Source organism: Conexibacter arvalis (assembly GCF_014199525.1).
Lineage (GTDB): Bacteria > Actinomycetota > Thermoleophilia > Solirubrobacterales > Solirubrobacteraceae > Conexibacter > Conexibacter arvalis.
In genome coordinates, this window is the sequence record NZ_JACHNU010000003.1 from 386,937 (window position 1) to 413,557 (window position 26,621).

General features: G+C 73.9%; 16 protein-coding genes and 1 tRNA gene. 3 read left to right on the top strand and 14 right to left on the bottom strand.

Translation table 11 applies throughout. The features are described from left to right. Positions 1-80: 80 nt before the first annotated feature. Positions 81-1,427: a hypothetical protein gene (locus BDZ31_RS14265; protein WP_183342997.1), complete on the top strand. Its 1,347-nt coding sequence runs from the start codon at positions 81-83 to the stop codon at positions 1,425-1,427. Between the two features lie 132 nt (positions 1,428-1,559). Here the strand turns inward: BDZ31_RS14265 and BDZ31_RS14270 are convergent, their stop codons facing one another. From BDZ31_RS14270 to BDZ31_RS14300, 7 genes are all read right to left on the bottom strand, one after another. Further along, positions 1,560-3,305, bottom strand: a complete 1,746-nt coding sequence (locus BDZ31_RS14270) for an AMP-binding protein (RefSeq protein WP_183342998.1) — start codon at positions 3,303-3,305, stop codon at positions 1,560-1,562. A gap of 5 nt (positions 3,306-3,310) precedes the next feature. Next, the gene (locus BDZ31_RS14275) at positions 3,311-4,594 is read right to left on the bottom strand and encodes an ATP-grasp domain-containing protein (protein ID WP_183342999.1); all 1,284 of its coding nucleotides are present in this window, start codon (positions 4,592-4,594) and stop codon (positions 3,311-3,313) included. Next, on the bottom strand, positions 4,591-5,400 hold the full coding sequence (locus BDZ31_RS14280; protein ID WP_183343000.1) for a methyltransferase domain-containing protein: 810 nt from the start codon (positions 5,398-5,400) through the stop codon (positions 4,591-4,593). Before BDZ31_RS14280 ends, BDZ31_RS14275 begins: the two co-directional genes overlap by 4 nt. A gap of 5 nt (positions 5,401-5,405) precedes the next feature. Beyond that, positions 5,406-6,164: a class I SAM-dependent methyltransferase gene (locus tag BDZ31_RS14285; RefSeq protein WP_183343001.1), complete on the bottom strand. Its 759-nt coding sequence runs from the start codon at positions 6,162-6,164 to the stop codon at positions 5,406-5,408. A gap of 19 nt (positions 6,165-6,183) precedes the next feature. After that, complete coding sequence (argS, locus tag BDZ31_RS14290) at positions 6,184-7,911, bottom strand: arginine--tRNA ligase domain-containing protein (protein WP_183343002.1); 1,728 nt, start codon at positions 7,909-7,911, stop codon at positions 6,184-6,186. 70 nt (positions 7,912-7,981) lie between these two features. Next, a tRNA-Arg gene (locus tag BDZ31_RS14295) sits at positions 7,982-8,054 on the bottom strand. Between the two features lie 85 nt (positions 8,055-8,139). Further along, positions 8,140-9,393 carry a tetratricopeptide repeat protein gene (locus BDZ31_RS14300; RefSeq protein ID WP_183343003.1) on the bottom strand — a complete coding sequence of 418 codons (1,254 nt, stop codon included), beginning with the start codon at positions 9,391-9,393 and terminating at the stop codon, positions 8,140-8,142. Positions 9,394-9,519: 126 nt separating this feature from the next. Between BDZ31_RS14300 and ettA the strand changes: the two genes are divergently transcribed. Continuing rightward, positions 9,520-11,175 carry an energy-dependent translational throttle protein EttA gene (gene ettA / locus BDZ31_RS14305; protein WP_183343004.1) on the top strand — a complete coding sequence of 552 codons (1,656 nt, stop codon included), beginning with the start codon at positions 9,520-9,522 and terminating at the stop codon, positions 11,173-11,175. Between the two features lie 93 nt (positions 11,176-11,268). Here the strand turns inward: ettA and BDZ31_RS14310 are convergent, their stop codons facing one another. After that, on the bottom strand, positions 11,269-13,971 hold the full coding sequence (locus tag BDZ31_RS14310) for a hypothetical protein (RefSeq protein ID WP_183343005.1): 2,703 nt from the start codon (positions 13,969-13,971) through the stop codon (positions 11,269-11,271). A gap of 19 nt (positions 13,972-13,990) precedes the next feature. After that, the gene (locus BDZ31_RS14315) at positions 13,991-16,123 is read right to left on the bottom strand and encodes a TolB family protein (protein WP_183343006.1); all 2,133 of its coding nucleotides are present in this window, start codon (positions 16,121-16,123) and stop codon (positions 13,991-13,993) included. Between the two features lie 314 nt (positions 16,124-16,437). Here BDZ31_RS14315 and BDZ31_RS14320 point away from each other — a divergent pair, with 314 nt between their 5' ends. Further along, the gene (locus BDZ31_RS14320) at positions 16,438-17,349 is read left to right on the top strand and encodes an SDR family NAD(P)-dependent oxidoreductase (protein WP_183343007.1); all 912 of its coding nucleotides are present in this window, start codon (positions 16,438-16,440) and stop codon (positions 17,347-17,349) included. A 63-nt stretch (positions 17,350-17,412) separates the two neighbouring features. On the opposite strand, the gene BDZ31_RS14325 is transcribed toward BDZ31_RS14320, so the two are convergent. From BDZ31_RS14325 to acnA, 5 genes are all read right to left on the bottom strand, one after another. Further along, the gene (locus tag BDZ31_RS14325) at positions 17,413-18,207 is read right to left on the bottom strand and encodes an HAD family hydrolase (protein ID WP_183343008.1); all 795 of its coding nucleotides are present in this window, start codon (positions 18,205-18,207) and stop codon (positions 17,413-17,415) included. Continuing rightward, positions 18,207-19,262, bottom strand: coding sequence for a M42 family metallopeptidase (locus BDZ31_RS14330; RefSeq protein ID WP_183343009.1), 1,056 nt, complete (start codon positions 19,260-19,262; stop codon positions 18,207-18,209). The genes BDZ31_RS14325 and BDZ31_RS14330 overlap by 1 nt, the downstream gene beginning before the upstream one ends. A gap of 11 nt (positions 19,263-19,273) precedes the next feature. Then, positions 19,274-21,292, bottom strand: coding sequence for an alpha/beta fold hydrolase (locus BDZ31_RS14335; RefSeq protein ID WP_183343010.1), 2,019 nt, complete (start codon positions 21,290-21,292; stop codon positions 19,274-19,276). A 238-nt stretch (positions 21,293-21,530) separates the two neighbouring features. Next, the gene (locus BDZ31_RS14340) at positions 21,531-23,600 is read right to left on the bottom strand and encodes an alpha/beta hydrolase (RefSeq protein ID WP_183343011.1); all 2,070 of its coding nucleotides are present in this window, start codon (positions 23,598-23,600) and stop codon (positions 21,531-21,533) included. A gap of 117 nt (positions 23,601-23,717) precedes the next feature. Beyond that, a complete protein-coding gene (acnA, locus tag BDZ31_RS14345; RefSeq protein WP_183343012.1) occupies positions 23,718-26,519 on the bottom strand; it encodes an aconitate hydratase in 2,802 nt (933 codons plus the stop codon). Positions 26,520-26,621 lie beyond the last annotated feature (102 nt).

Here is a 26,621-nt window from a genome sequence, read left to right on the forward strand (position 1 = left end):
GGACCAGGAAAGTCCCCGTCGAGCAGCGGACCGCACCCACTACTGTCAGCAGTTTCTTCAACCAGGAGATCACCGGACCCATGTCTGCCACCGCTTCCAGCACCTCGACCGCCGTCGTCTCGCCCGCCCCGCTGATCTGGCCGGAGCGCGACAACCACACGATCACGGCGGTCGACCTGGCGCCGTCGATCACGAGCGCCGTCGAGCCGCTGCTGCCCCAGCTGCGCCAGCTCTCGGCCCTCGGCGACGCGCTGCGCGCGCTGCAGGCGCTCGACGGCAGCTTCACCAACGAGGCGCACGCCCGCGTCATCGCCGGCCTCTCGGCCGACCTGATGGACGAGCTGGCCGACAGCGACCCGGTCTCCCCCGCGCAGGCCGAGCTGATCCGTCGTCGTGCGGCCGCGCTGCGCGAGCTCAAGCACGACAAGCAGATCGCCCAGGACGAGGCGGCGCTGGTCGACCCACAGGAGCTGTCGATCATCGCCTCGCCGGTCTGCACCTTCCGCAACAAGACGCGCACGCCGCTCCACTCGGTGGTCATCACGGCGGCGCACGAGCAGGGCAACGAGCTGATCGCCGGCCTCGACGCCTCCGCCGCCGCCGTGCTCGCCGAGGCCAACGGCCACACCGGCACGAGCGACGTCACCGCCGACAGCCCGTTCGCGATGCAGATCACCGATCTGATCACGATGGGCGGCGAGTCGAACGCCTTCCCGAAGCACTTCTGCTACTTCCTGCCGGAGGACGAGGGCGCCGGCTTCGGCGAGAAGTCGAACAAGACGATCCTCTTCCGCAACGTCTACGGCCTCCGCTACGAGCACATCTCCAAGGCGCTCGGGGACCGGCTGCTGAACGGCCACAAGCCCTCGCCCGACGTCGACATCGCGTCGGTCCTCATCACCTGGATGCGCGGCCACGACATCGCCCACGCGGTCACGACGCCTCGCGCCGGCAAGGTCGGCCCCAAGGACGTCGGGCATGAGCCGTGGTACTCGCTGCAGGAGGCGATAGCGGACGCCTTCGGCACCGCGATGTCGTTCACGCCGACGTGGCTGGAGCTGGCCGGCTGCAGCGCCGACGACCTCGCCGCCGTCTACCTCGCCGAGGCGCTCCACTACCTGCGCCGCGGCCCGTGGAACTGGAGCGACGCCGGCGCCGCCTGCGTCGAGCTGAGCTTCCTCGCCGGCAACGGCTACATCGACTGCGCCGAGGACGGCACGATCACCTGGGAGACCTCCCGCGTGATCGAGGGCGTCCACGCCCTCTGCGCGACGCTCGAGTCGGAGGTCGTCTCGGCCCCGTCGAAGGAGAACGTGCAGAAGATCCTCGACCAGTACGGCTGGCGCGAGGACTCGCCGATCGCCCCGGCGGTCCTGAAGATCCGCGACGAGCTGGCCGGCATCCCCACTTCGCTGGCCTACCTCTAGGCCGCGGAGCCCCGGCGCCTCGCGCGCCGCTGTCTCGTTTCCGCGAAGGGCCCGCTCGCCGAGCGGGCCCTTCGTCGTTCTGCGGCCAGGCGGCGCCCGCGCCGAGCGCGGCCGTGGCGACGCGCCGGCGCGTCAGGTCAGCTCGCGCGCCTCGCCGGCGACCAGGCGCGCGACGAGGGCGGGGCGGTCGAGCTTGCCGCGCCTGGTGCGCGGCAGCGCGTCGACGACGAAGAGGGCGCGCGGCCGGCTCGGCTGCGGCAGCATCGTGCGTGCGTGGGCGCGGACGGCGGCGCGGGTGAGTGGCGGGGCGGCAGCCGCAGGCGCGGCGGCCGGCGGCGCATCGGCCGGCGGCGTTGCGGCCGCAGGCGCGGCGGCGCCGTCGAGCACCAGCACGGCGACCGGGATCGCGCCGAGCCGCTCGTCGGGGAGGCCGACGCAGGCGGCGTCGGCGACGCCAGGCAGCTGCGCGAGCGCCCGCTCGACCGCGCCCGGCTCGACCTTGAGGCCACCGCAGATGATCGTGTCGCTCGCGCGGCCGGCGATCGCCACCCACTCGCCCCGCAGGGTGCCGAGGTCGCCGACCGTCGCCCAGCCGTCGCCGTCGGGTCCGCCGGTCAGCGTGCCGTCGGCGGCCAAGTAGCCGTCGAACAGCATGTCGCTGCGGACGTGGACGATCCCCTGCTCGCCGTCGGGCAGCGGGCGGCCGTCGCCGTCGCGGATCTCGACCTCGACGCCGGGGAAGAGGCGGCCCGAGGTCTCCGGCGGCCGGCCGTCGTCGCCGGAGCTGTCGAGCGCGACGAAGCTCAGCTCGGAGGCGCCGTAGAAGTGGTGGACCGTCGCGGACGGCAGCAGCCGCGCCAGCCGCTCGCGCGCCCGTGCCGGCCAGGCGGAGGCCGACGAGACGACCTCGCGCACCGACGGGCGAGGCGCGCCGTCGAGCAGGTCGGCGAGGTCGACGGCGAGCGTCGGCACGAGGTAGACGTGGGTCGGCGCCTCCCCGGCCGCGAAGCTGCGCTCCAGCGGCAGCAGCGCGACGGTCGCGCCGCGCGTGAGCGCGTGCAGCGCGCCGTAGAAGAAGTGCGAGTGGTCGAGCGGGCCGGGGATCGCGACGCGGTCGCCGGGGCGCACGTCGAAGGCGCCGTCGGAGCGGTCGAGCGTCGTCGCCCACGACGCCTGGTCGCGCACGAACAGCTTCGGCTCCCCGCTGGTCCCCGACGTCAGCCCGATCAGCAGCTCGTCCTCGCGCGCGGCCGCGGGAAGCGCCGCGCGGGGCACGTCGCCGGCCGCAGCCGCGAGAAGCGCCGCGGAGGGCGCGTCGTCGCGCGCCGCCGCGGGGAGCGCCGAACGCGGTGCCTCCCCGTGGGGCGCCACGAACGCGGCGGCGGCGCCCTCGGCCGCCAGCTCCGCCGGCGTCGCGCGCAGCTCGGGCGGGAGCCGCTCGACCGCCGGGCGCGGCAGGCGGCCGGAGGAGACGACCAGCGCCGGGCGGGCGTCGGCGGTGACGCGCGCGAGCTGGCGCTCGGTCAGGTGGCGGTCGATCACGACGACCGAGACGCCGATCCGCATCGCCGCCAACGTCGTCGCGAGCGAGTCGGCGTCGGCGCGCGCCAGCAGCGCGATCCGCCGGCCGCCCGCCCGCGCCGCCAGCGCCCGCGCGATCGCCTCCGCGCGCGCCGCCAGCGCGCCGTAGGTCAGCTCGCCGGCGCCGTCGCGCACCGCGACCGCGTCGGGTCGCTCAGCGGCGCGCGCCGCGAACCGCTCGGCGAGCAGCGGCGAGAGAGCGCCCGCCGCGTCGGCGGCCGCCGACGCGCGATCCGTGCCCGTCGCGGCGGCTGCCCGATCCGTGCCGACGGCCGCCCCGCCGCCCGGCTCTCCCACCTCGCTCAGCGCGGCTCCGCGGCCGGCTCGGGCGACTCGACCTCGAAGATGCCCTGCTCGCGCTCGATCCGGCGGAGCGTGTCGTAGTCGCGCTTCAGCTCGTCGCGGTCGGGGCCGACGAGGTAGACGATCCCGGGGCAGGAGAAGAGGTCGATCGTCGGGGTGATCTCCTCGCCCGGCTGGGCCATCGAGATCGAGCCGGCGTAGGTCGGCAGCGCCTCGACGGCGCGCATCCCCGCGTCCGACACGACGCGGCCGCGCTGGTGGGAGATCAGCATCACGCAGCGCGACGCGTTCTCGAGCGTGTACTCCGGCTCGCTCGCCGCCCGCCGCGCGACCGTCTCGGGCCGCAGGTAGGCGTCGACGGTGACGGTCACGTGCGACGGGGTGCAGCGGTCGATCACGTCGTCGCGGATCGAGCCGTGGAGGCGCGCGCCGGACTCGACGAGCACCGGGCCGTCCTGCGTCAGCATCACCTCGGTGTGGGCCGGCCCGTACTTGATCCCGAGCGCGTCGAGGACGGCCTTCACGTACGGGACGACCTGGTCCTGCTGCTCGCCGTGGAAGTCGAGCAGCTCCTCGAAGTCGTAGGCGAGGTTGCCCTCGATGCGGATCTTCGTGTCGCGCCACACCTCGGAGACGTGGTGGACGCCGTCCCACGAGATCGAGTCGCAGAACAGCTGCGTGCCCTTCAGCAGCTCCTGCACGAGCAGCTGCTCGTTGGCCCCCTGGAGCGCGTTCGGGCGCCCGAGGACGGCGGCGAAGGCGGCGCGGATCGCGTCGGCGTCCTCGCACAGCGCGACGCCGTCGGTGCCGGCCGAGTCGAGCGGCTTGACGACGACCGGCCAGTCGCCGCGCTCGGACGCCCAGGCGATCGCCTCCTCGACGTCGCCGGTCTTCAGCTCCTGCACGGCGCGCAGGCCGGCCGCGCGCACCGCTGCCGCCATCTCCGACTTGTCGCGGCGACAACGGCTCTGCGCCGTCCCGTTCGACGGCAGGCCGAGACGCTCGCTGAGCGCGTCGCTCAGCAGCACGCCCGGCTCGGAGCCGACGACGACGAAGGCCGGGTCGTATCTCGCCACGGCGGCGGCCGTCTCCGAGAGGTCGCCGCGGTGGACGACGTTCTCGAGGAAGTCCTGCGTCCGCAGACGGTCGATGTAGAACGGCGACTCGTTCGGGTTGCTCTGGACGTGGACGACGTCGAGCCCCTCGGCGATGAAGCGCGGCGCCAGTCTCGCCCCGGTCGAGTAGGCGTCGACGACGACCGCGACCCGTCTGCGCTCGCTCATCGATCGCCCTCCGCGCCCCGCGAAGGAGCCGCAGGCGAGTTCGCGCCAGGGATCAAGCCCTCAGGGCGCAGATCCCCAGCCACCGCCGTCAGCACGAGCCGGTCCTCGGGCGCCTTGGGGCGCTTGTCGAACCCGCCGTAGCGCTCGATCTCGGCGAAGCCGGCCTGTCGCAGCAGCGCGACGAGGTCGTCGGCCTCGTAGTAGCGCGTCAGCACCTCGGTCGATCTGCCGCCGAAGCTGTAGGTGACGTGCAGGATGCTCGTCTGCGGGTCGATGTAGAGGTGCTCGTGGACGCCGTTGTCGTCGCGGTCGACGACCGTCCCGGGCGGGCCGATCCGCGCGATCGAGCGCTCCAGGTCCGACAGCTCCATCACCAGCCTGCCGCCGGGCTTCAGCGCCGCGCGCCAGGTCTTCAGGACCGCGAGATCGTCCTGGATCGTCTTGCCGTAGCCGAACGACGAGTAGACGTTGACGACCGCGTCGAAGGGGCCGACGCCGTCAGGCAGCGGCTGGGTCAGGTCGTGGACGAGGTAGCGCGGGCCCGGGTTGGTCCGCTCGGCCTCGGCGATCACGACCGGCGAGATGTCGATCCCGGTCGCGTCGACGCCGATCCGCGCCAGCGCGCCGGCGGTCCGGCCGAAGCCGCAGCCCGCGTCCAGCACGCGCGCGCCCGGAGCCAGCTCCAGCAGCGCGACGATCGCCTCGGCCTCCTCGGTCGTGGCGTCGTAGCGGCCGAGCCGCTCGTTCATCTCGATGAAGATCGGACCGAAGACGTCGACCGGGTTGAGGTTCTGGATCTCGCTCACCGCGATCAGCCCTCCGTCGCGGTGCCGACGAGCACGAGCCGGTCCTCCGGCCGCTTCGGCGCGCCGTCGAAGTCGCCGTACATCTTCACGTCCGCGAAGCCGACCTGCTCCAGCATCGCGACGAGGTCCTCCTTCTCGTACATGCGGATGCGCGAGTGGACGACGTCGCCGTCGAGCTCATATCTGACATGCAGTCTGCCGGTCGTGAAATCGACGTCGAGCGTCTCGATCACGCCGTTGGTCTCGCGCACGACGACGCCCTCGTCGGTTCTGAGGCGGTGGCGCGAGCGGTCGAGGTCTGAGAGCTGCATCACGATCGTGCCGCCCGGCTTCACGAGCCGGCGGAAGGCGCGCAGCATCTCCATGTCCTCGGCCTCGGTCGCGCCGTAGCCGAACGACGAGTAGAGGTTGACGATCACGTCGAAGGGTCCGACGCCCTCCGGCAGCGGCTGGGTCAGGTCGGCGACGAGGTAGCGCGGGCCGGGGCTGCGCTTCTCCGCCTCCGCGATCGCGGCCGGCGAGATGTCGATCCCGGTCGCCGCCATCCCCTGCTCCTCCAGCGCGGCGCAGTAGCGGCCGAAGCCGCAGCCGGCTTCGACGACGGTCGTGCCGGGTCTGAGGCCGAGCAGTCTCACCATCGCCGCGGCGTCCTCGGAGGTGGAGTCGTAGCCGCCGAGCCGCTCGGCAATCCGCATGTAGGCGGGGCCGTAGGTGTCGACCTCGTTGAGGACGTGCTCGTCGGTGGGCTTCTGCTGCTCGGTCATGGTGTGGTCCGGGGTCGTTTCAGCTGATCGCGGCGGTGCCGGCGCGACGCGCCGCCTCCGCGCGCGCGGCGTCGGCGCCGTCGCGCACGAGCCCGAGCGCGCCGAGGCCGCTGACGAGGATCGCGCGCATGACGCGCCCGACCCGCGGATCCGCGTCGCGCTCGAGGTACCACTCGCTGAGGTGGGCGAGGTAGCGGTAGTACTTGAGCAGGTCGAGGCTCTCCAGCGCAACCGACAGGTTCCGGCGGTGGATCTGCGACTGCAGCACGATGTGGCGGTAGTCGGAGTCGGCGGGGGCGGGATCGGCGGCGCCGTCGTTGCGCGCCTCCCACGCCTTCGCCCACGCGAGCGCGATCCGCCAGGCGCTGTTGGCCTCCGGGTCGACCAGCTGCTCGATCGGCGGCAGGATCAGCCCCTTCACGACCGGCTTGTCGAGGCAGAAGCCGAGCACGGCGATCGCGACGAGGTCCTCGGCGCCGACGAGCGCCTCGCCGTCGCGGGCGACGGCGGCGACCTCCGGCCGCGCGACCAGCTCGTCGAGCAGCTCGTCGATCAGCTTCGCGGTCCCCTTCGACGAGGACAGCTCGCCGTCGACCTCGGAGGAGACCATCCCGTGCAGGATGTGGCGCGAGGGCAGGACCGGCAGCTCCGGCTCCAGTCTGCCGAGCAGCTCCTCGACGTGCTGGACGTGGGCGGCCCACTCGTCGCCGGAGAGGTGGATCAGGTCGGCCCCCTCCTCGTCGATCATCATGTCGCGCCACATCGCGACGACCCGCAGGTGATGGGTCGGGAAGCCGTCGGCGCGCGTCAGCGGCATCACCGGGTAGGAGTCGTCGCCGGTCATGTAGGCGACGGTGCCGCGCTCCTCGTGGACGAAGACGCCGCGGTCGACGCCGAGCCGCCACACCTCCTGGGTCTTCTCGGTGCGGTCGGAGTCGTAGATGATCCGCTCGAAGCGGACGCCGAGCCGCGCGAGCGTCTCGTTCTGCCCCTCGACCGCCCAGCCGCGGACGGTCTTCCACAGCTCGACCGCCTCGGCGTCGCCGGCCTCGATCCGGCTCAGCAGCTGCTGCGCGAGGTCTCTGCGCTCGTCGAGGTCGCGCGCGACCGGCGCGTCCTCGTCGGCGACGTCGGCGATCGGGCCCTCCTCGCGGGCGTAGCGGGCGTAGAGGTCGCCGACGAACTGGTCGCTCTTGCGGCCGGCCTCGGCCGGCGTCCGCGGCTGCGCGTAGCGGACGTAGCCGGCGATCGCCTCGCCCATCGAGCGGCCGGCGTCGCCGATGTGGCTCTGGCGCTCGACGGTCGCGCCGGCCGCTCTCAGCGCCGCCGAGACGGCCTGGCCGAGCGCGATGTTGCGCAGGTGGCCGATGTGGAGCGCCTTCGTCGCGTTGGGGTCGCAGAAGTCGACGATCGCGCGCTCGCCGGCGCGCAGGTCGCCGGTCTCCATGCCGGTCAGGCGCCCGGCCTCCAGGCCGGCGCCGGTCTCGGCGACGCGCGCGTCGGTCAGCTTCATCAGGAAGCGCTGCTGCTCCTGCGCGACGGAGGCGACCGCGGGGTCGGCCTCCAGCGCGGCGACCGCCTGCGGCGCCAGCTCACGGTCGCGCGTGATCGCTGCGACGTCCGTCGGGTCCTCCTGTCTGAGGATCGGGACGACGCGGAAGGCGCTCGGGTCGACCGCGCGCAACGTCGCGTCGACGCCGTCGAGCAGGTTGTCCGGGCGCAGCAGCGCCGGCGTTTCGTCACGCATCAGCAGAAGCTCCCCCAGTAGAAGAACGGACCGCCGGCGGGCACGAGGCCGACGCCGGCGGTACGCGAAGCACGGGAGACGGGGCTCGAACCCGCAACCATCGGCTTAGAAGGCCGGTGCTCTACCAATTGAGCTACTCCCGCATGTTCCTGGCGACACGACGCGGGCGCGCTCGCCAAGCTCGGATGATTCTAGAGAACTGTCGCGCATCGCGTCCGCTCGAACGGTTCAGGCTGCTGTCTCGGTCGGCAGCGTCCGCGGCTGGCGCTCGCGCAGCGACCGCAGCAGCGCCGCCACCTCGGGGTCGGTGCCGAGGTCCATCGCGTGCTCGGCGACCTCGATCGCGTCGCTGACGCGGTCGGTGCGGGCGAGCGCGTGGGCGTAGCGCGACCAGGCGGCGAGGCTCTCCGGCGCGAGGATCGTCGCCGCCTCGCAGGCGGTCACCTCGGCGCCGACGTCGCCGCTGAGCTGGTGGACGAGCGCGAGGTCGAGCAGCCCCTCGACCGTCGGCGCGATCCCGCGCGCGGTCTCGAGCGCCGCCTGGGCGCCGGCGCGGTCGCCGAGCCGCAGCCGCAGCCGGCCGAGCCGCTCCCACGCGGAGGAGTCCTGGGGCGCGACCTCGGTCTCGCGCACGGCCGCGTCGCGCGCGAGGTCGTAGGCGCGCATGTCCTCGTAGATGCGCGCGGCGAAGCGGTGCGGCGCGGGGCGGTCTCTCTCGACCCGCAGCCAGTCGCGCACCGAGCGGCCGGCCGCCGGGAGGTTGCCCGACTGCCAGAAGGCGACGGTCAGCTGGCGCAGCACGACCGGGTTTCTGGGATCGGCGTCGCGCGCGTAGACGAGCCGTCTGGCGGCCAGCTCCGGGTCGCCCTCGGCGAGCGCGTGCTGGGCGGCGGTCATGAAGCGCTGGACGCGGTCGGCGCCCGGGTCCGGTCTGGAGAAGTCGACGAACTGCAGCGAGCCGGCGGGGATCGTGCGGATGCCGAGCTGGAACTTGACGCGCGCCCACTGCTGCACGTCGTCGCCCTCGCCGGAGAAGTAGATGCCGGTGACCGAGCCGACGCCCCACTCCGGGTAGGAGAGGCAGCGGGCGTAGCGGTGGACGACCGAGTGGGCCGGCGCCTGGGAGCCGAACGGGTCGTGCTTGGCGCGGTCGGCCTCCTCCTCGGCCCTGCGCTGCGCCTCCTCGTAGGCGCGGCGGCCCTCCTCGGCGCGCGCTCTGCGCGCCGCGGCGGCGGAGACCTTGACGGCGTTGGCGGAGACGCGCCCGCCGCGCGAGGACTCGGCCAGCTGCTCGAGCTGGTCGGCGGCCTCGTTGATCGCCTGCAGGTGGCGCTGGTGCTCGTGCTGGCGTCCCGGCGGGGCGATGTCGGGATGCCAGACCTTCGCCATCCTGCGGCGGGCCAGCTGGACCGCCCGCTTGTCGAACGGCGGCTCCAGCTCCAGCAGCAGGATCGCCTGTTCGATGTCGAAGACCGCGGCCATGAGGATTCAAGGCTAGCGGCGCACGCCGGGCCGAGGTTGCCGACCGGTGAGCGGCGCGGCCGGTCGCCGCTCTCGCGCGCGCGAGCGAGCGGGGAACCCGGGCGCGCGACCTCTATCCTCGTCGTCGTGTCCGCCCAGTACATCTTCCAGATGCACCGCCTGTCCCGGCTCTTCCCGCCGGACAAGGAGGTGCTGAGAGACATCAACCTCTCGTTCTATCCCGGCGCCAAGATCGGCGTGCTCGGCTACAACGGCTCCGGCAAGTCGACGCTGCTGAAGATCATGGCCGGCATCGACAGGGAGTTCCGCGGCACCGCGCAGCTCGCGCCCGGCGCGACCGTCGGCCTGCTCGAGCAGGAGCCGCAGCTCGATCCCGCCAAGGACGTGCGCGGCAACGTCGAGGACGGCGTCGCCGAGATCCGCGCACTGCTCGACCGCTTCAACGAGCTGGCGGCCAACTACTCCGAGGAGACCGCCGACGAGTTCGCGCGCCTGCAGGAGCAGATCGACGCCGCCGACGCCTGGAACCTGGACACGATGCTCGACACGGCGATGGACGCGCTGCGGCTGCCGCCCGGCGACGCCGACGTGACGAAGCTCTCCGGCGGCGAGAGACGCCGCGTCGCGCTCTGCCGCCTGCTGCTGAGAGCGCCCGACCTGCTGCTGCTCGACGAGCCGACCAACCACCTCGACGCCGAGTCGGTCGCCTGGCTGGAGCTGCACCTGCGCGACTACAGAGGGACGATCGTCGCGATCACCCACGATCGTTACTTCCTCGACAACGTCGCCGGCTGGATCCTCGAGCTCGACCGCTCGCGCGGCTACCCGTTCGAGGGCAACTACTCCGGCTGGCTCGAGCAGAAGCAGAAGCGGATGGAGCAGGAGGAGCGCCAGGACAGCGCGCGCAAGAAGGTGCTCGCGCAGGAGCTGGAGTGGGTGCGGATGAACGCCTCCGCCCGCCGCGCGAAGCCGAAGGCGCGCCTGAACGCCTACGAGGCGCTGCTGGCCGAGGACCGCAACGTGAGGCTCGACCAGGTCCAGATCCACATCCCCGCCGGCCCGCGCCTCGGCGACGTCGTCGTCGAGGCCGACAACGTCTCGAAGGGCTTCGGCGACAAGCTGCTGATCGAGGACCTCTCGTTCAAGCTGCCGCGCGGCGGCATCGTCGGCGTGATCGGGCCCAACGGCGCCGGCAAGACGACGCTGTTCAAGATGATCACCGGGCAGGAGCAGCCCGACAGCGGCACCTTCAAGGTCGGCGAGACGGTCAGACTGGCCTACGTCGACCAGTCGCGCGACGCGCTCGACCCGGAGAAGACCGTCTGGGAGGAGATCTCCGGCGGCGAGGACCAGATCGCGGTCGGCGACCAGAAGATGAACTCGCGGGCGTACACCTCCGGCTTCAACTTCAAGGGCACCGACCAGCAGAAGAAGGTCGGCAAGCTCTCCGGCGGCGAGCGCAACCGCGTCCACCTCGCGAAGCTGCTGCGCTCCGGCGGCAACCTGCTGCTGCTCGACGAGCCGACCAACGACCTCGACGTCGACACGCTGCGCGCGCTCGAGGAGGCGCTGCTCAACTTCGGCGGCTGCGCCGTGGTGATCTCGCACGATCGCTGGTTCCTCGACCGCATCGCCACGCACGTGCTCGCCTTCGAGGGCGACTCGCAGGTGCGCTGGTTCGAGGGCAACTTCGAGGCCTACGAGGAGGAGCGCCGCGAGCGCCTCGGCGCGGAGGCCGACCGGCCCCACCGCGTCACGTACAAGAGACTCGTCCGCGGCTGAGCCGTGCGAGGGCGGCCGGATCGCTCCGGCCGCCCCGCCCGTTCGAGCGTCGCGCGCCCGGCCCTCGTCGCGAGGGGCCGGCCGCGCTCGCTCCTACTTCCGCTTCTTCGCGCAGCCGGCGATCGTCAGGCGCGGGGCGCGGCGGATCACCTTGCCGTTCTGCGCCCGCAGCGTCTGCCGCGCTCTCGCCAGTCTGCCGCGCTTCGTGCAGAGGCCGTAGACCGTGCCGACCGGCGAGTTGGCCGCAGGCAGCTTCAGCTGGAAGCGCGACAGCGGGACGTCCGGGATCGTGTCGAAGTTGGTCACGAGCCGGAAGTCTCTGCTGATGCGGATCTTCCCGACGAGGTCGAAGGCGACGTCGCCGCGCAGCTGCACGACGATGTCCGGCAGTCTGCGCGCCGGGTTTCTGACGAAGTAGGCCGGGCCTCGCAGCGGGTTGGGCAGCAGCGGCGTGACCGCCATGGCGCTGCCGATCTTCGCCTTCTCGCCGCAGCTGCCGGCCTCGTACTCGGCCAGCGTGCACGCCTGCTCGACAACCTCGAGGCGGGCGTTGATCGTGCCCGGGAGCGCCAGCTGGACGCGGCGGTTGCCGGCCTGCCCCGCCGGCTGGGTCAGGGTCGCCACCAGCGGCGTCGCCTTGCCGGCGCCGACGCGGCCCTTTCCGCCGACCTTGACGGCCAGCTTCGGCGTGTACTTCAGCGCCTTGCAGCCGCCGACCTGGTAGCGCGACGAGAGGTTCGCGGTCGCGCCGCCGGCCGACGAGATCGCGGCCGTGACGGCCCGCGGTGCGCAGCTGGTCGGGTTGAGCATGAAGCCCGGCCGGTCGATCGCCACCCGCACCGCGCGGATCTGCAGCGGGATCCCCTGCAGGATCGTCGGCAGCGGGTCGGAGACGACCTTCAGCGCGGCGGTGTGGATGTCGACGTCGACGGCGGCGCGCACGACGACGGTCCCGAGGTCGTACGGACCGGCGAGCGCCGGCACGACGATCGAGAGGCCGTACGGCGCGCCCTTGTAGGGCCCGGTGACGTAGACGCGGCCGCCGTGCGGCAGCGGATAGGGCAGCTCGCCGGGGCCGACGCTCACCTGCGCGGAGCCGACGCGCGTCTCCTCGCCGCAGGTGCCGGCCGCCGCCTGCGCCTCGCCGCAGAGCGGCATCGTGCCGAGTCTCGGCAGCAGGCCGGCGGGCAGCGTGGCGGCGATCGAGCCGAGCATGTCGTCGCCGTCGCCGCGCGCGAAGGCGAGCGTGAAGGCGCTCGCCGCCCCCGCCACGGTGCTCGCCGAGCCGGCGCTGAAGCCGGGCGCGAAGCCGGCGGGCGCGCCGTCGCACGACACCTCGAAGGTGTCGGTCGAGACGGCCGGCTCACCGCCGCCGTACGGCACGAGCGTCGTCGTCGTGGTCGCCGGTCCGCACGTGCGCGGGTTGGCCAGCGGCGCGCGCGGCCCGCCCTTCAGCTTCACCGTCAGGTGGTTGAACGCCAGCTGCGGGTTGTTCGGGAAGGTCGCCGTGATCTGGCCGGTCGCCGGATCGAGGTCGATCGCGCCGGGCAGCTTCAGCCGCACCCCGGCCTCCTCGGCGACCAGCACCATTCTCAGCAGCCGCTCGGGCCGCTGCTCGGTCAGGAAGACCGAGCCGGTCAGCGGTCTGGCCAGCAGCGGCGTGTCGATCTGCACCGTGCCGATCTTCGACGCCGGCGGGCAGTCGGGGATCTCGGAGGTCTCGACCTTCATCGCCGCGTCGGCGCAGGTCTGCAGCCCGTCGGAGGTCGACGGCGAGACGACCGTCCCCTGCGGCAGTCTCACGACGACGTCCTTGACCGGCGGCGTCGCGAGCCCGTCGGGATCCTGGCTCTGCGGCACGTCGAGCTCGATCGCGTACCCGGCCGGCGCGCCGGCCTTCGTCGTGTCGGGACGCGCGGTCGCGCTCGCCGCGAATCTCTGCCGCTCGCAGCCGGTCAGCTGCGGCAGCGAGGCCTCGGCGTGGACGAATCTGCCCATCCGCTGGTACGTCTCGATCGCCATTCTGGCCGTCGTCGGCCCGTCGCACGTCGCCGCGTTGGTCATGAACGGGCGGCGCGGGTCGCTGCTCGGGACGTTGCCCTCCCCCGTCTCCCCAGGGCAGTCAAGGATGTCGAAGAAGCCGACGCTGCATGTGCGGCCGCGCAGGGCGTCATGCGCCGGGTCCGCCGGCACGCCCCACAGCGTCAGCTCGGTCGTCACCAGGGGGGCCTGGGTCGGCAGCGTCGTGATGGTCGTGCGCAGGCCGCGATCCTCGTCGCGGACCGAGATCCGCATGTGGAACGGCAGCACTTCGCCGTAGAAGCCGAACTCGGCCGGCGCGCCGCTCGACGGCACGAGGTTGTAGACCGGCATCTGCAGGTAGGGGAAGTAGAACGTCTCGACCTCGATCGTGCCGACCTGGCTCTCGGGCGGGCATCTCCGGTAGGCGAACTTCGCCGCCGGGCAGCGGGGCGCCGCGCTCGGATCTCCGACGAGGCCGGGCGGCAGATCGACGACCAGCGTGCGCGGCGTCTCCAGCGGCCGCTTCATCGGCGAGAAGAGCGGGAACCCGCGCTCCGGGTGATCCTCGGTGACGTTGGCGACCTCGAATCTGACGGTCAGGTCGGGATGGCCGCCGGCCTGCGTCGTCGACTGCGTCACGGTGAACGAGTCGATGCCGAACGGCGTCTCGTCGGCCTGCGCCGCCGACGCGGACGCGAACGCCGCGACGAGCGCGACGCACAGCGCGGCGAGCGCGCGCACGAGCGCCGGCCGGGTCACGGGGCCTGCTGTCATCTTGCTCTCCTGGATTGCGTCACGCATTGGCGCCTCGTCTCGCCGGCGCCTGCTGCTTCAACACGAAGGCGAGCCGTCGCGGCTTCGCGACCTGCTTGTGGACGACGTCGATGCGGATGCGCAGCGCGCCGCGGCGGACGAGCTGCCGGCGTGCCGCTCTGGAGAGGCGCACCGTCAGCCGAACCGTGCCGGCGCGCTTGAACGTGCGCGCCGCGGAGCTGCTGCGGACCCACCGTCTGCCGACCTTGAATCTCGTCGTCGCGCGCACACGGCCGCGCGCGTTCGAGCGGACGGCGAGCGTCACGGCACGACCGCGCACGAGCTTGCGCTGCGCCGCTCTCGACAGTCTCTTGACGGTCATCGACGGATTGGCCGGGAAGGGCGGCGCCAGGTCGTCCTCGTCACCCGGGCCGGTGAAGCTCTCGGTCGGATCGCCCGGTCGCTCCACGCGCGGGCCGGGGTCGCCCTGGCAGCCGTCGCCCTCGCACGCTTCGCGCGGATCGCGGGGAGCCGGCAGTCCGCCGCCGATCCGGGCCATGTAGACCTTCACGTGGTCATCGTCGATCCACGGCAGCAGGATCGCGTCGGTCAGCACGATCGCGTCGCCCGCGCCGGTCACGCCGCCGAGCTCCGCGCTGACGCCCTCCTCGCCGGGGGTGAGGAGCGAGCGGACGCCGTCGTGCCAGACGTAGATGTCGGAGACGCCGTTGCGATCGTCCGGCTCCAGGGCTGAGGTCGTCTGGAAGTAGATCCAGCGCCCGTCATCGGAGATGACGCGGTTGCCGCGGTTGAGGCCGCCCTCCGGCGGGCCGGGGACCGGCTGGCGTGCCGGCGAGCCGTCGGCGAAGCACGAGATGCAGTCGACGTCGCCGTCGGCGGTCGCGCGGAAGAGCTGACCGGCATCGCTCCCCACCGCGCCACCGCCGGCGCCGTCGATCTCGACGCGCGTCGGCCAGACGAGCGTCGCGCCGTCGGACGTCAGCTGGGCGGGGAAGGCGGTCGTGTTCGGGCCGTCGGGCGTGTTGACGAGCGGGAACGGCACGAACGGGAAGGTCGCGGTGTTTCTGACCGTGGAGATCGCTCTCGCGGCGGCGTCGCCGGTCGCGACCCACAGCGTGTGCAGGTCGTCGTCGCCCTGGGTCGAGAACCACAGCCGCCCGCCGTCGTCGGAGGAGATCGCGTCGCCCAGCGTCTCGCCGGCGTCGGTCGCCGCGCCGGTCAGGCGGGTGCGCGTCCCGGTCGCGACGTCGTAGCGGTAGACGTCCGCCGCGCCGTTGGCGTCGGCGGGGTCGAGCGCGAGCGCCGTGCGGAAGAAGACGGCGCTGAGGTCGGTGGCGCTGCCGACGTAGGTCGCGGCGCCGTCGCCGGAGTCCGGCGCCGAGATGTCGGTCGTCACGCCGTCTCTCCACAGGAAGACGTGGCTCGGCTGGCCGCAGGCGCCGGACTTCGACTGCAGCACGACGGTGCGCGTGTCCTCCGACACGCCCGTCTGCTCGAAGCCGTGCATGATGCCGTCGCCGACGGTCGCGCCGCAGGCGAGGATGCGCGGAACATCGGTTCCGACCGCGGTGGCAACGCCGTCGTCGGTGCCGTCGTCCTCCCACACGAAGACGCCGGTCTCACGTCCGGGCAGGCCCGGGTAGACCTCGTCCGGATCCTGCATCGCGACGTAGTCCTTGACGATCAGCCGGCGGGCGTCCGGCGTCCGGTCGACGTAGCTGAGGCCGGCGCCGATGATCCGCCACGAACCGTCGGGGAGGCCGAGCGCGAGCCGGTCGGTGACCTGAGCGCCCGGCTTCGACGCGCGCACGACCGCGCGGGACGCGTCGTCGGAGAGGTCCTCGACGTCGGAGGCGACGAACTGCGAGCCGTTCGGCGGCGTCAGCGACTGGTACCCGACCTTCCATCCGTCGGGCGTGCGGGTCGACGGGTAGACGCCGTTGACGTCGGAGCCGGAGCTGAAGAGCGGGACGTGGTCGCGAGAACCGCCGACGCGGGTTCTGGTCCAGTCGAACCCTCTCGACTCCAGCGGCGAGACCAGCTCCCATCTCAGCTCGGCGGGCGGCTGCCCGGCTGCTGCGGCTGGCAGGCCTGCGGCGGCGCCGGCGAGGGCGCCGGCGGCGAGCAGCGCGGTGGTGAGCGCGCGCTTCATGCGCGCGCGGGCCGCGGCCGCCCGGGCATGGGCATGCGGCATCGAGGGCCGGGCGCAGGCATTGCGGCGCCCTGGCCGGTGGCCAGCTTCATGGGGGATCTTCCTCTCTCCCTGTGACTCGCTTCCACCTTCCGCGCCCGGCGGCGCGACCTGCCCCGGACACGACGGAAGCCCTGGATGCGACCGCATTAAACACTCGTGTCTACTTGAGCGCAACCGGCATGTCCGCGCGCATGCGGCGGGACGCCGAATCACCTGGGGTGACGGGCGCTCGAGTCGTCCGGACGCTCACGCCCGCCCGCTAGGGTTGGGCCATGACACAGATTTCAAGAGCCGTGCTGGTCACCGGCTGCTCGTCGGGCATCGGGCGGGCGACCGCGCTGCGGCTCGCGGCCGGCGGTTGGAGCGTGTGGGCGAGCGCCCGCCGGCTCGACGCGATCGCCGACCTCGCCGACGCCGGCTGCCGCACGCTCGCGCTCGACGTCACCGACGAGGCGTCGATGGAGGCCGCCGTCGCGCGGGTGCGCGACGAGGCCGGCGCCGTCGGCGTGCTCGTCAACAACGCCGGCTACAGCCAGAGCGGCGCGGTCGAGACCGTCCCCCTGGAGGCGGCGCGGCGCCAGTTCGAGACGAATCTCTTCGGGCTGGCGCGGCTGACCCAGCTGGTCGTGCCCGGGATGCGCGCCCAGCGCTGGGGCAAGGTCGTCAACATCGGTTCGATGGGCGGCCGCCTCACCTTCCCCGGCGGCGGCTGGTACCACGCGACGAAGTACGCGCTGGAAGCGCTCAGCGACGCGCTGCGGTTCGAGCTGCGCGGCTTCGGCGTCGATGTGATCCTCGTCGAGCCGGGCCTGATCACGACCGGGTTCGCGAGCGCGGCGAACACCGCGCTGGCGGGTGCGGGGTTGGAGGCGACCGGCGCGGCGGACGACCGCGCGGGCGCGACGGCGGGCGACGGCGCGGGCGCGACCGACGACCCGTACGCCCGCTTCAACGCGACCGTCGGCGCGGTCACGAAGGGCGCCTACGAGGGACCGCTGCGCGTCTTCGGCGGCGGGCCCGACCGGGTCGCGAAGGCGATCGAGAAGGCGATCGCCCGCGACCGGGCGCCGAGCCGCGTCGTCGTCACGCCCTCCGCCCGCGCGACGATCTCGCTGCGCAGCGCGCTCCCCGACCGCGCCTGGGACGCGCTGATGCGCCGCCAGTTCCCGACGCCGGGCGCCTGACGGGCGATCACTGGCGTTCTGTACAGGACATGCCAGTACAGAACGCCAACGATCGGCGCGCGGTCAGGTGAGCGCGTCGATCGCCGCTTCGAGCTGGAGCGCGTCGGAGGCGACCGCGTCGGCGCCGGCGGCCTCGAACTCGGCGGCGGAGAAGCGGCCGGTCGTGACGGCGATGCAGCGGACGCCGTCGGCGTGGGCGCAGGCGACGTCGCGCGGCGTGTCGCCGATCACGACGGTGCGGTCGCGGGGATGGGCGGACCGGTCCGCCCCCTCCGACCCGGCGCCCGCCTCGGCGCGTCCGGCACGTGCGACGGCCCCGCCGGCGCGGGCGCGCGCGACGCCGGGGAGATCGGTTCGGTCCTCGCTGTCGGAGCCGAAGCCGCCCTGGCCGGAGGCGAACCAATGCCCGACGCCGGCGCTGCGCAGCTTCACGCGCGCGACCGGCTCGTAGTTGCCGGTCACGAGCGCCAGCCGCAGCTCCTCCTCACGGCCCGCCAGCCGCGCCAGCAGCTCCGGCACGCCGGGGATCACGAAGGCGCTTAGGTCGGGCGGGCAGGTGCGCGCGTACTCGGCGCAGCACGCCTCCCGCACCGCGTCGGCGCGCGCGTCGATCCGCTCGGCCGAGACGTCGTGGGCGAGCAGGATCAGGCGCGCGATCTCCGGGTCGGTGCGGCCTGACGGGTCGATCCCGAGGTCGCGGGTCGAGCGCACCGCCGGCAGCCCGTGGACCTCGCGCAGCGCCGAGACGAGCGCGGCGGCATGCGCCTCGGTCGCGCCGGCCAGCAGCGTCCCGTCGATGTCGAACAGCAGCAGGAGCGGCGCGGCGCCGTCCGTCACGTCGGCCGCCCGGGCGGCCATCAGCGCTCGAACGAGGTCTCGGCGGTCAGCTTCCGCGTGAAGGCCGCGATCAGCTTCGCCGTGTTCTCGACGTCGTCGAGCTGGACCATCTCGACGGGCGAATGCATGTAGCGCAGCGGGATCGACACGACCGCGGTCGGGATGCCGCCGCGCGTCAGGTGGACGACGTCGCCGTCGGTCCCCGTCGCGCGACCGGCCGCCGACAGCGTGTACGGGATCCCCTCCTCCTCGGCCGTCTCGATCAGCAGCTCGGCGACGAGCGGGTGGATCATCGAGCCGCGCGTGATCGAGGGCCCCGAGCCGAACGGCTGTCTCGACAGCTCGCCGAGCTGGACGCCGGGCTGGTCGGTCGCGAAGGTGACGTCGACGACGACGGCGACGTCGGGCTTCAGCGAGAAGACGCTCGTGCGCGAGCCGACGAGGTTGGTCTCCTCCTGCACGGCCGCCACCGCCGCGACGTCGCCGGGGGCGCCGCCGGCCTCCGCGACGAGGCGCGCGACCTCGAAGGCGACGTAGGCGCCGAGGCGGTTGTCCATCGCGCGCGAGACGACGCGATCGTTGGGCAGCTCGACCGGCTCGCCGGCGATCACGGCGACGTCGCCGACGCGCGCCAGCGCGCGGGCCTCCTCGCCGTCTCTGGCGCCGATGTCGATGTGCAGGTCCTTCAGCTCCGGGACGCTCTTGCGGTCGTCGGGCTTCATCAGGTGGATCGGCTTCTTGCCGATCACGCCCTCGACTTCGCCGCCCTTCGTCGTCAGCGTCACGCGCTGGCCGACGAGGATGATCGGGTCCCAGCCGCCGACGCCTTCGAAGCGCAGGAAGCCGTCGTCGTCGATGTGGGTGACGATCACGCCGATCTCGTCGATGTGGCCGATGACGGCGGTCAGCGGGCCGCCGGCCGTGCCTCTCACGCGCGCGACCGAGGAGCCGACGACGTCGGCGCTGACCTCGGCGAACGCCTTCGCGGCGTCGCGCCAGACGGTCGCGACCGGTCTCTCGTACCCGGACGGGCCGGCGGTGGTCAGCAGCGTGCGGAGGAAGTCGGGCGTCGGCATGGCTCGGAAGCCTAGCGACGCCCGCCGAGCGCCCCGGGGCGCGGCGAGCGCGGGCCGGCCGCGGCGGCCCCGGCGACCGTCGGCGGGGCCGCGCCGAGCCGCGGCGGCGGCAGCTCCCCGGCTGCGCCCGCGACCGCCGCCGATGCGGCTCTCAGCGCCGCGGCGGGCAGCCGTACCGTCCGGCCGCCGAGCCGTCCGCGCAGCCCGTCCGCGGAGAGCGTCACGCTGCCGCGCGCGGCAGCCGCGCCGCCGACCGTCAGCGTCAGCTGCGGCTCCTCCGGCCGGACCGTCCCGCCGATCGTCACGCCGGGGACGTACGAGTAACCGCGCAGCCGCAGCCCGCGCCGCGGGTCGAGCGTGGCGCTGCCGGCGCGCAGGCCGCCGAAGGAGGCGACGGCGCCGCCGCTCTGGAGCGTCCGCGCGACGACCTGGTCGACCGCGTCGCCGTAGGTCAGCAGCACCGCCGCGACCGTCCGGCCGGCGTGGCCCAAGGTCCCGCGCGGCGGACGCAGGTCGGCGAGCCGGCGCGGCGGCGGCGCGCTCGGCCGCAGCAGCCGTCTGCGCTGGCGGCAGCTCGCGGGGGTGCCGCCGTCGAGGAAGGCGATCGCGGCGCGCTGGGCGCAGTCGGTCGGGTCGGAGGCGAGCACGCCGTGGCCGGTGTTGGGGACGTGCAGGACGACCGCGCGCGGCAGCTGGCCGGCGACCGCCTCGGCGTCGTCGCGCGGGGTGCGCAGGTCGTCGTCGCCGGAGAGCAGCAGCGCCGGGACGTCCGGGAGCGCCCCGGAGGGCTGGGAGATCGGCGACTCGGGCCAGCCGCGGCAGAGGTCGGCGGTGCCGAGCGAGCGGATCGTCGCGCGGTCGAACGGGGCGAAGGCGGCGTCGGGGATCGCTGCCGCGGCGGCGTTGACGGCGGCGCGCCGCTGCTCCGGCGGCGTCCCGGCCGGCCACGGCACGGCACCGTCCTCGCACGTCGTCGCGAGGTAGAGCGCGTCGCTGTCGCGCCGGCTGCCCTCCTCCCCGCCGCGCTGCCCGAACGCGAGCCGCAGCAGCGGGGCGGCGTCGCCGCGGAGCGCCGCGGTGACGGCCGCCGGCAGCGCGGCGCGCAGGTACGCGTCGAGGTCGCCCTGCAGCAGCAGCCCGAGAAGGTCGACGCGCGCGATCGTGACCGGGCGGGGGCGGCCGCCCCCGTCGAGCGCGCTGCCGCGCAGCGGCGCGCGCGCCAGCCGCCGCACGAGCGCGGCGACGTCCGCGGTCGGAGCGCGCGTGAAGGGGCAGCCGCGACCGGCGCACAGCCCGCCGAGCACGCGCTTCACCGCGACGAGCGTCGAGCGCAGGAACGGGTCGGCTCCGGTCGGCGGCACGACCGAGTCGAGCAGCAGGCGCTCGACCCGCTCGGGATGGGCGGCCGCATAGTCGAGCGCGACCTTCGTCCCGTAGGAGGTGCCGTAGAGCACGATCCGCTCGGCGCCGAGCGCCTCCCGCACCGCCTCGACGTCGGCGACCGTCGCCGCCGTCGTGTACGCCGTCCGCCGCGGGCCGAGCTGCTGCGCGCAGCGGGCGACCGTCTCCGCGAGCGTCAGCCGCGCGTCGGAGATCGCCGGGCAGGCGAGCCGCCCCGACAGGCCGGTGCCGCGCTGGTCGAAGGTGACGACGCGACGGCTGCGACCGGCCGCGCCGAGGCCGCTGACGATCTGCTCCAGCAGCGGCGTCGCCGCCTGGCCGGGGCCGCCGGCGAGCGCGACGACGGTCGCCCCGGGCTCGCCGCTCCTGGGATCGAGCAGGCGGACGCGCAGGTCGATCGAGCCCGGCAGCGCGCCGCCGCGGTCGAGCGGCACGCGCACCGTCCCGCAGCGGGAGCGGTCCCGGGCCTCGTCGCCGCACGCGTGCAGGGCGAGCGGTTCGGCGGCGCCGGCCGCGCCGGTCGCGCCGGTCAGCGCGATCGCCGCCGCGACGGCGGCGACGAGCGCCGAGGCGAGCCGGCGCGTGGCGGCGCGCAGGACGCCGGCGGACCCGCGCCGGGCGGCGCGCACGGCCGCGGACGCGCGCCGCCGGCGCGTGCCGTCACCACCCCGGGCCGTGCGGGCGGCCGCGGACGCGCGCCGCCGGCGCGTGCCGTCACCACCCGGGGCCGTGCGGGCGACCGCGGAGCTGTGCCGCCGGCGCGTGGCGCGACCGCCGGCGGCCGTGCGGGCGCGAGCGGGGCGATCTCCTCCGGCCGGGCGCATCGCTCCACTTTGACGCGCCGCGCCCCGCCGTGCGCCGGCCGTGTCAGCGGTCGACGGCGGCCGGCTCCGGCGCCGTCGGCAGACCCGGGAACGAGGCGGCCGGCAGCGTCGGCGCCCCGTCCGGCGCCAGCGCCCGCGCCCGTTCGCGCGCAGCGGCGGCGAGCGCGCTGGGCGCGGGGATCGCGGGCGCCGCCACCGCGGACGACAGCGTCGCGCTCCCCAGCGCGCCGACCGGGATCCGCACGGCGCGCCCGCCGAGCCGCCCGGTGACCGCGCGCGGCCCGAAGCGGAGCGTCCCGCGCGCGGCGGAGCGGCCGCCGACGCGCAGCGCGCCCCGGTCGAGATCGACGCGGATCGTGCCGCTGATCGTGACGCCGGGGACGGCGCTGTAGCGCCGCAGCACGAACCCCTTGCCGTTCAGCTCGACGCTGCCGCCGCGCAGGCCGCCGCTGCGCACGGGCTCGCCGGAGAGCACGCCGAAGTCGCCGGCGAGCAGCCGCGCGTAGATCTCGCTCATGAGGTCGCTCGCGATCGCGCCGAAGGTCGCCGCCACCGCGGTCACCGTGCGGCCGGCGCGGCCGGGCGTCCCGCTCGCGGGGCGCAGCGCGCCGAAGCGCGAGGGCAGCGGTCTGACGACGTCGAGCAGCCGTCTCCCGCCGGAGCGGCAGTCGCGCACGCGGCCGCCGCCGAAGAAGCGCCGCAGCGCGCGGCCGGCGCATCTCCCCGTCTCGGCGCCGAGCACGGAGTGACCCGTGTGCGGGACCGTCACGAGCGTCGCCCGCGGCAGCCGCGCGGCGAGCGCGGCGGCGTCCTCGCGCGGCGTGCGCACGTCCTCCTCGCCGGCGAGCAGCAGCGCGGGCACGTCCGGCAGCGGCGCGACCGGCGGCTGCTCGATCGGCGACTCGGGCCAGGTGCGGCAGTAGTCGATCCCGAGCGCGCGCAACGTCGCGTGTCCGAACGGCGCCAGCTCGGCCGCCGGGACGGCCGCCAGCTCGCGCGCGAAGGCGCCAGGCCGCTGCTCGACCGGCGTCCCGGTCGGCCACGGCACGCCGCCGTCCTCGCAGGTCGTCGCGATGAACAGCGCGTGGCTGTCGTGGCGGTCGTCGAGACCGGCCTCGCCGCTCGGCTGCCCGACCAGGCGGGCCAGCGGCGCCGCGTCGCCGCGCGCGGCGGCGCTCAGCGCCGCGGGCAACGCCGCGCGCGTCAGCGGGTCGAAGTCGCCCGCGAGCAGGAGCGAGAACAGCCGCGCCTGCGTGACCGAAACACGCCGACCGCGGCCGCGGCCGTCGTAGCGGACGCCGCGAATCGGCCCGCGCGCGAGCCGTCTGCCGACGGCGTGCAGGTCGGCCGCCGGGTCGCGCGTGAAGCGGCAGGCGCCGCCCTTGCAGATCGCCCGCAGCACCCGTCTCATCGAGACGATCGTCGAGCGCATGAAGGGATCCGACCCCTCCGGCGGCACGACCGAGTCGAGCACGAGGCGGCTGACCCGGTGCGGGTAGCGCGCGGCGTAGGAGACCGCGACCTTCGTTCCGTACGAGACCGCGTAGAGCGCGACCCGCTCGACGCCGAGCGCGGCGCGGACGGCCTCGATGTCGTCGACCGACGCCGAGCTCGTGTAGGCGACGCGCCGGGGGCCGATCCGGCGCGCGCAGTCGCCGACCGCCGCGGTGATCGCTCTGTTGGTGCGCGCGCGGTCGAGCGCGGCGCAGGCGAGCCGGCCCGAGCGGCCGGTCCCGCGCTGGTCGAAGGTCACGACGCGGCGCGAGCGCGCGACCGCGCCGAGAATCTCCGCCATCGCGGGCGCCAGCGGCGTGGCGGCCTGTCCCGGTCCGCCGGCGAGCGCGATCACCGTCCCGCTCGCGCGGCGCGTTCTCGACGGCACGACGCGAACGCGCAGCCGCACCGCGCCGGGAACCGCTCCGGAGCGGTCGAGCGGCACGGCGACCGTGCCGCAGCGGGTGCGGTCGCTCCCGTCTCTCGGCGCGCAGCGTCTGAGCGCGATGCGCGCCCCTCCCCGGTCTTCCGCTGCGGCCGCGGGGGCGCTTCCGATCGCCGCGGCGCCGGCTGCCGCGAGCAGGAGCGCGACGGCGCCGCGCGACGATGTCGTTCGCATCATGCGCAGCGGATCTTGACCGCTCGCGCGACGCCGTGTGCTGATTCGCCGTGAAACGACGCGACGCCGCCCGGAGGCGGCGTCGCGAGGAGCCTGCGTGGGGAGCGGAGCGGCGGCTCAGCCGGCCGCGAGCAGCTCCCGCAGCACGTACTGGAGGATGCCGCCGTTGCGGTAGTAGCGCTGCTCCTTCGGCGTGTCGATCCGGACGGTGACCGTGAACTCCTTGTCGTCGGCCTTCACGGTGACCTCGCGCGGGACCGTGTCGCCGCCGGCGATGCCGGCGATCGTGAAGGTCTCGAAGCCGGTCAGGCCGAGCGAAGCGGCCGACTCGCCCTCCTTGAACTGGAGCGGCAGGACGCCCATGCCGACGAGGTTGGAGCGGTGGATCCGCTCGAAGCTCTCGGCGATCACGGCACGCACGCCGAGCAGGTTCGTGCCCTTCGCGGCCCAGTCGCGCGAGGAGCCCGAGCCGTACTCCTTGCCGCCGATCACGACCAGCGGCGTGCCCTGCTCCTGGTACTTCATCGCGGCGTCGTAGATCGCCATCTGCTCGCGCTCGCCGCCGCCGAGGTAGTACGTGTTGCCGCCCTCGGGCAGGTCGCCGCCGAGCAGGTTCTTGAGGCGGATGTTCGCGAACGTGCCGCGCATCATCACCTCGTGGTTGCCGCGCCGCGCGCCGTAGGAGTTGAAGTCCCTGCGCTCGACGCCGTGCTCCTGCAGGTAGCGGCCGGCCGGCGAGTCGGGCTTGATCGCGCCGGCGGGCGAGATGTGGTCGGTCGTGACCGAGTCGCCCAGCAGCGCCAGCACGCGCGCGCCCTCGACGTCGGTGACCGGCGTCGGCTCGGCCGGCAGGTCGACGAAGTACGGCGGGTTCTGGACGTAGGTCGAGGCGTCGTCCCAGGCGAACTTGTCGCCGGTCGGGACGTCGAGGCCGCGCCAGCGCTCGTCGCCGGCGTAGACGCCGTCGTAGCTCTTGCGGAACATGTCCGACTGGACGGCCTGCTCGATCGTCTGCGCGACCTCGGCCGCGGAGGGCCAGATCTCTCTCAGGTAGACCGGGTTGCCGTCCTGGTCCTCGCCCAGCGGGTCGTTGAGCAGGTCGACGTCCATCGTCCCGGCGATCGCGTAGGCGACGACGAGCGGCGGCGACGCGAGGTAGTTCATCTTCACGTCGGGGTTGATGCGCCCCTCGAAGTTGCGGTTGCCCGACAGGACCGAGGTCGCCGCCAGGTCGTTGTCGTTGATCGCCTTCGAGATCTCCTCCGGCAGCGGGCCGGAGTTGCCGATGCAGGTCGTGCAGCCGTAGCCGACGAGGTGGAAGCCGAGCGCCTCGAGGTCGCCGGTGAGGCCGGCGCGCTCGTAGTACTCGGTGACGACCTTCGAGCCCGGCGCGAGCGAGGTCTTCACCCAGGGCTTGCTTCTGAGGCCGCGTCTGACGGCGTTGCGCGCGAGCAGGCCGGCGCCGAGCATCACCGACGGGTTCGACGTGTTCGTGCAGCTCGTGATCGCGGCGATCACGACGTGGCCGTGGTCGAGCGTCGTCTCGGTGCCGTCGGCGAGTCTGACCGGGACGGCGCTGCCGAGCGCCTCGACGGAGGCGACCGGCCCGGTGCTGAGCAGCTGCCCGCGGCGCGGGACGTCGCCGTTCTCCGGGTCCTGCGTCGCGGTCGGGTCGCTGGCCGGGAAGGTCGCGTCAAGCGCCCTGTCGGTCGTCGTTCTCGCCGGCAGGTAGCCCTTCAGCGCCTCGCGGAAGGCCGACTGGGCGTTGGACAGCTCGATGCGGTCCTGCGGGCGCTTCGGGCCGGCGATCGAGGGGACGACCGTCGAGAGGTCGAGCTCGATCACCTCGGTGAAGGTCGGCTCCTCGGCGTTCTCGTCGTGCCAGAGGCCCTGCTCTCTCGCGTACGCCTCGACGAGCGCGATCTGCTGCTCGTCGCGGCCGGTGAAGCGCAGGTAGCGGATCGTCTCGGCGTCGATCGGGAAGATCGCGCAGGTCGAGCCGAACTCCGGCGACATGTTGCCGATCGTCGCGCGGTCGGCGAGCGGCAGCTGCGAGACGCCGGCGCCGAAGAACTCGACGAAGCGGCCGACGACGCCGCGCTCGCGCAGCTTCTCGGTGACCGTCAGGACGAGGTCGGTCGCGGTCGTGCCCTCGGGCAGGTCGCCGGTCAGCTTGAAGCCGATCACCTGCGGGATCAGCATCGACATCGGCTGGCCGAGCATCGCCGCCTCGGCCTCGATGCCGCCGACGCCCCAGCCGAGCACGCCGAGGCCGTTGACCATCGTCGTGTGCGAGTCGGTGCCGACGAGCGTGTCGGGGTACGCCTGGCCGGTCTTGTCGTTGACGAAGACGGTGCGGGCGAGGTACTCGAGGTTGACCTGGTGGACGATGCCGGTGTCGGGCGGGACGACCTCGAAGCCGTCGAATGCCTCCTGGCCCCAGCGCAGGAACTGGTAGCGCTCCTCGTTGCGCTCGAACTCGCGCTGGGCGTTGTGCTCGAAGGCGTACTTGGTGCCGAACTCGTCGACCTGGACGGAGTGGTCGATCACCAGCTCGGCGGGGACGAGCGGGTTGATCTTCGCGGGGTCGCCGCCCATCGCGCTCATCGCGTCGCGCATCGCCGCGAGGTCGACGACGGCGGGGACGCCGGTGAAGTCCTGCATCACGACGCGGGCCGGCGTGAACGCGATCTCCTTGCTCGGCTCGGCCTTCGCGTTCCAGGTCGCCAGCGCCTCGACGTCCTCGGCGCGGATCGTCTCGCCGTCCTCGTTGCGCAGGAGGTTCTCGAGCAGGATCTTCAGCGAGAACGGGAGGCGCGCGACGTCGTACTTCGACTGCAGCGCGTCGAGCCGGTAGATCTCGTAGTCGCGACCTCCGACCGACAACGAGGCTCTCGCCCCGAAGCTGTTGGCAGACATGGGTTTCTCCTGTGTCAAAGAAGCATCTAAGTCATGGAAAGCACAAGAGAGTCTGTCACGCGAGCGCGCGCGTTGCCGGGCGGACGGCAAGCTCTCAGCCGG

What these genes read in the sequence shown, in the direction of transcription:
- BDZ31_RS14265 (WP_183342997.1), top strand. Translation starts at nt 81, where the DNA reads ATGTCTGCCACCGCTTCCAGCACCTCGACCGCCGTCGTCTCGCCCGCC.
- BDZ31_RS14300 (WP_183343003.1), bottom strand. Translation starts at nt 9,393, where the DNA reads ATGGCCGCGGTCTTCGACATCGAACAGGCGATCCTGCTGCTGGAGCTG.
- BDZ31_RS14285 (WP_183343001.1), bottom strand. Translation starts at nt 6,164, where the DNA reads ATGACCGAGCAGCAGAAGCCCACCGACGAGCACGTCCTCAACGAGGTC.
- BDZ31_RS14310 (WP_183343005.1), bottom strand. Translation starts at nt 13,971, where the DNA reads ATGACAGCAGGCCCCGTGACCCGGCCGGCGCTCGTGCGCGCGCTCGCC.
- BDZ31_RS14330 (WP_183343009.1), bottom strand. Translation starts at nt 19,262, where the DNA reads ATGCCGACGCCCGACTTCCTCCGCACGCTGCTGACCACCGCCGGCCCG.
- acnA (WP_183343012.1), bottom strand. Translation starts at nt 26,519, where the DNA reads ATGTCTGCCAACAGCTTCGGGGCGAGAGCCTCGTTGTCGGTCGGAGGT.
- argS (WP_183343002.1), bottom strand. Translation starts at nt 7,911, where the DNA reads ATGCGTGACGAAACGCCGGCGCTGCTGCGCCCGGACAACCTGCTCGAC.
- BDZ31_RS14315 (WP_183343006.1), bottom strand. Translation starts at nt 16,123, where the DNA reads ATGAAGCGCGCGCTCACCACCGCGCTGCTCGCCGCCGGCGCCCTCGCC.
- BDZ31_RS14325 (WP_183343008.1), bottom strand. Translation starts at nt 18,207, where the DNA reads ATGGCCGCCCGGGCGGCCGACGTGACGGACGGCGCCGCGCCGCTCCTG.
- BDZ31_RS14340 (WP_183343011.1), bottom strand. Translation starts at nt 23,600, where the DNA reads ATGCGAACGACATCGTCGCGCGGCGCCGTCGCGCTCCTGCTCGCGGCA.
- BDZ31_RS14320 (WP_183343007.1), top strand. Translation starts at nt 16,438, where the DNA reads ATGACACAGATTTCAAGAGCCGTGCTGGTCACCGGCTGCTCGTCGGGC.
- BDZ31_RS14275 (WP_183342999.1), bottom strand. Translation starts at nt 4,594, where the DNA reads ATGAGCGAGCGCAGACGGGTCGCGGTCGTCGTCGACGCCTACTCGACC.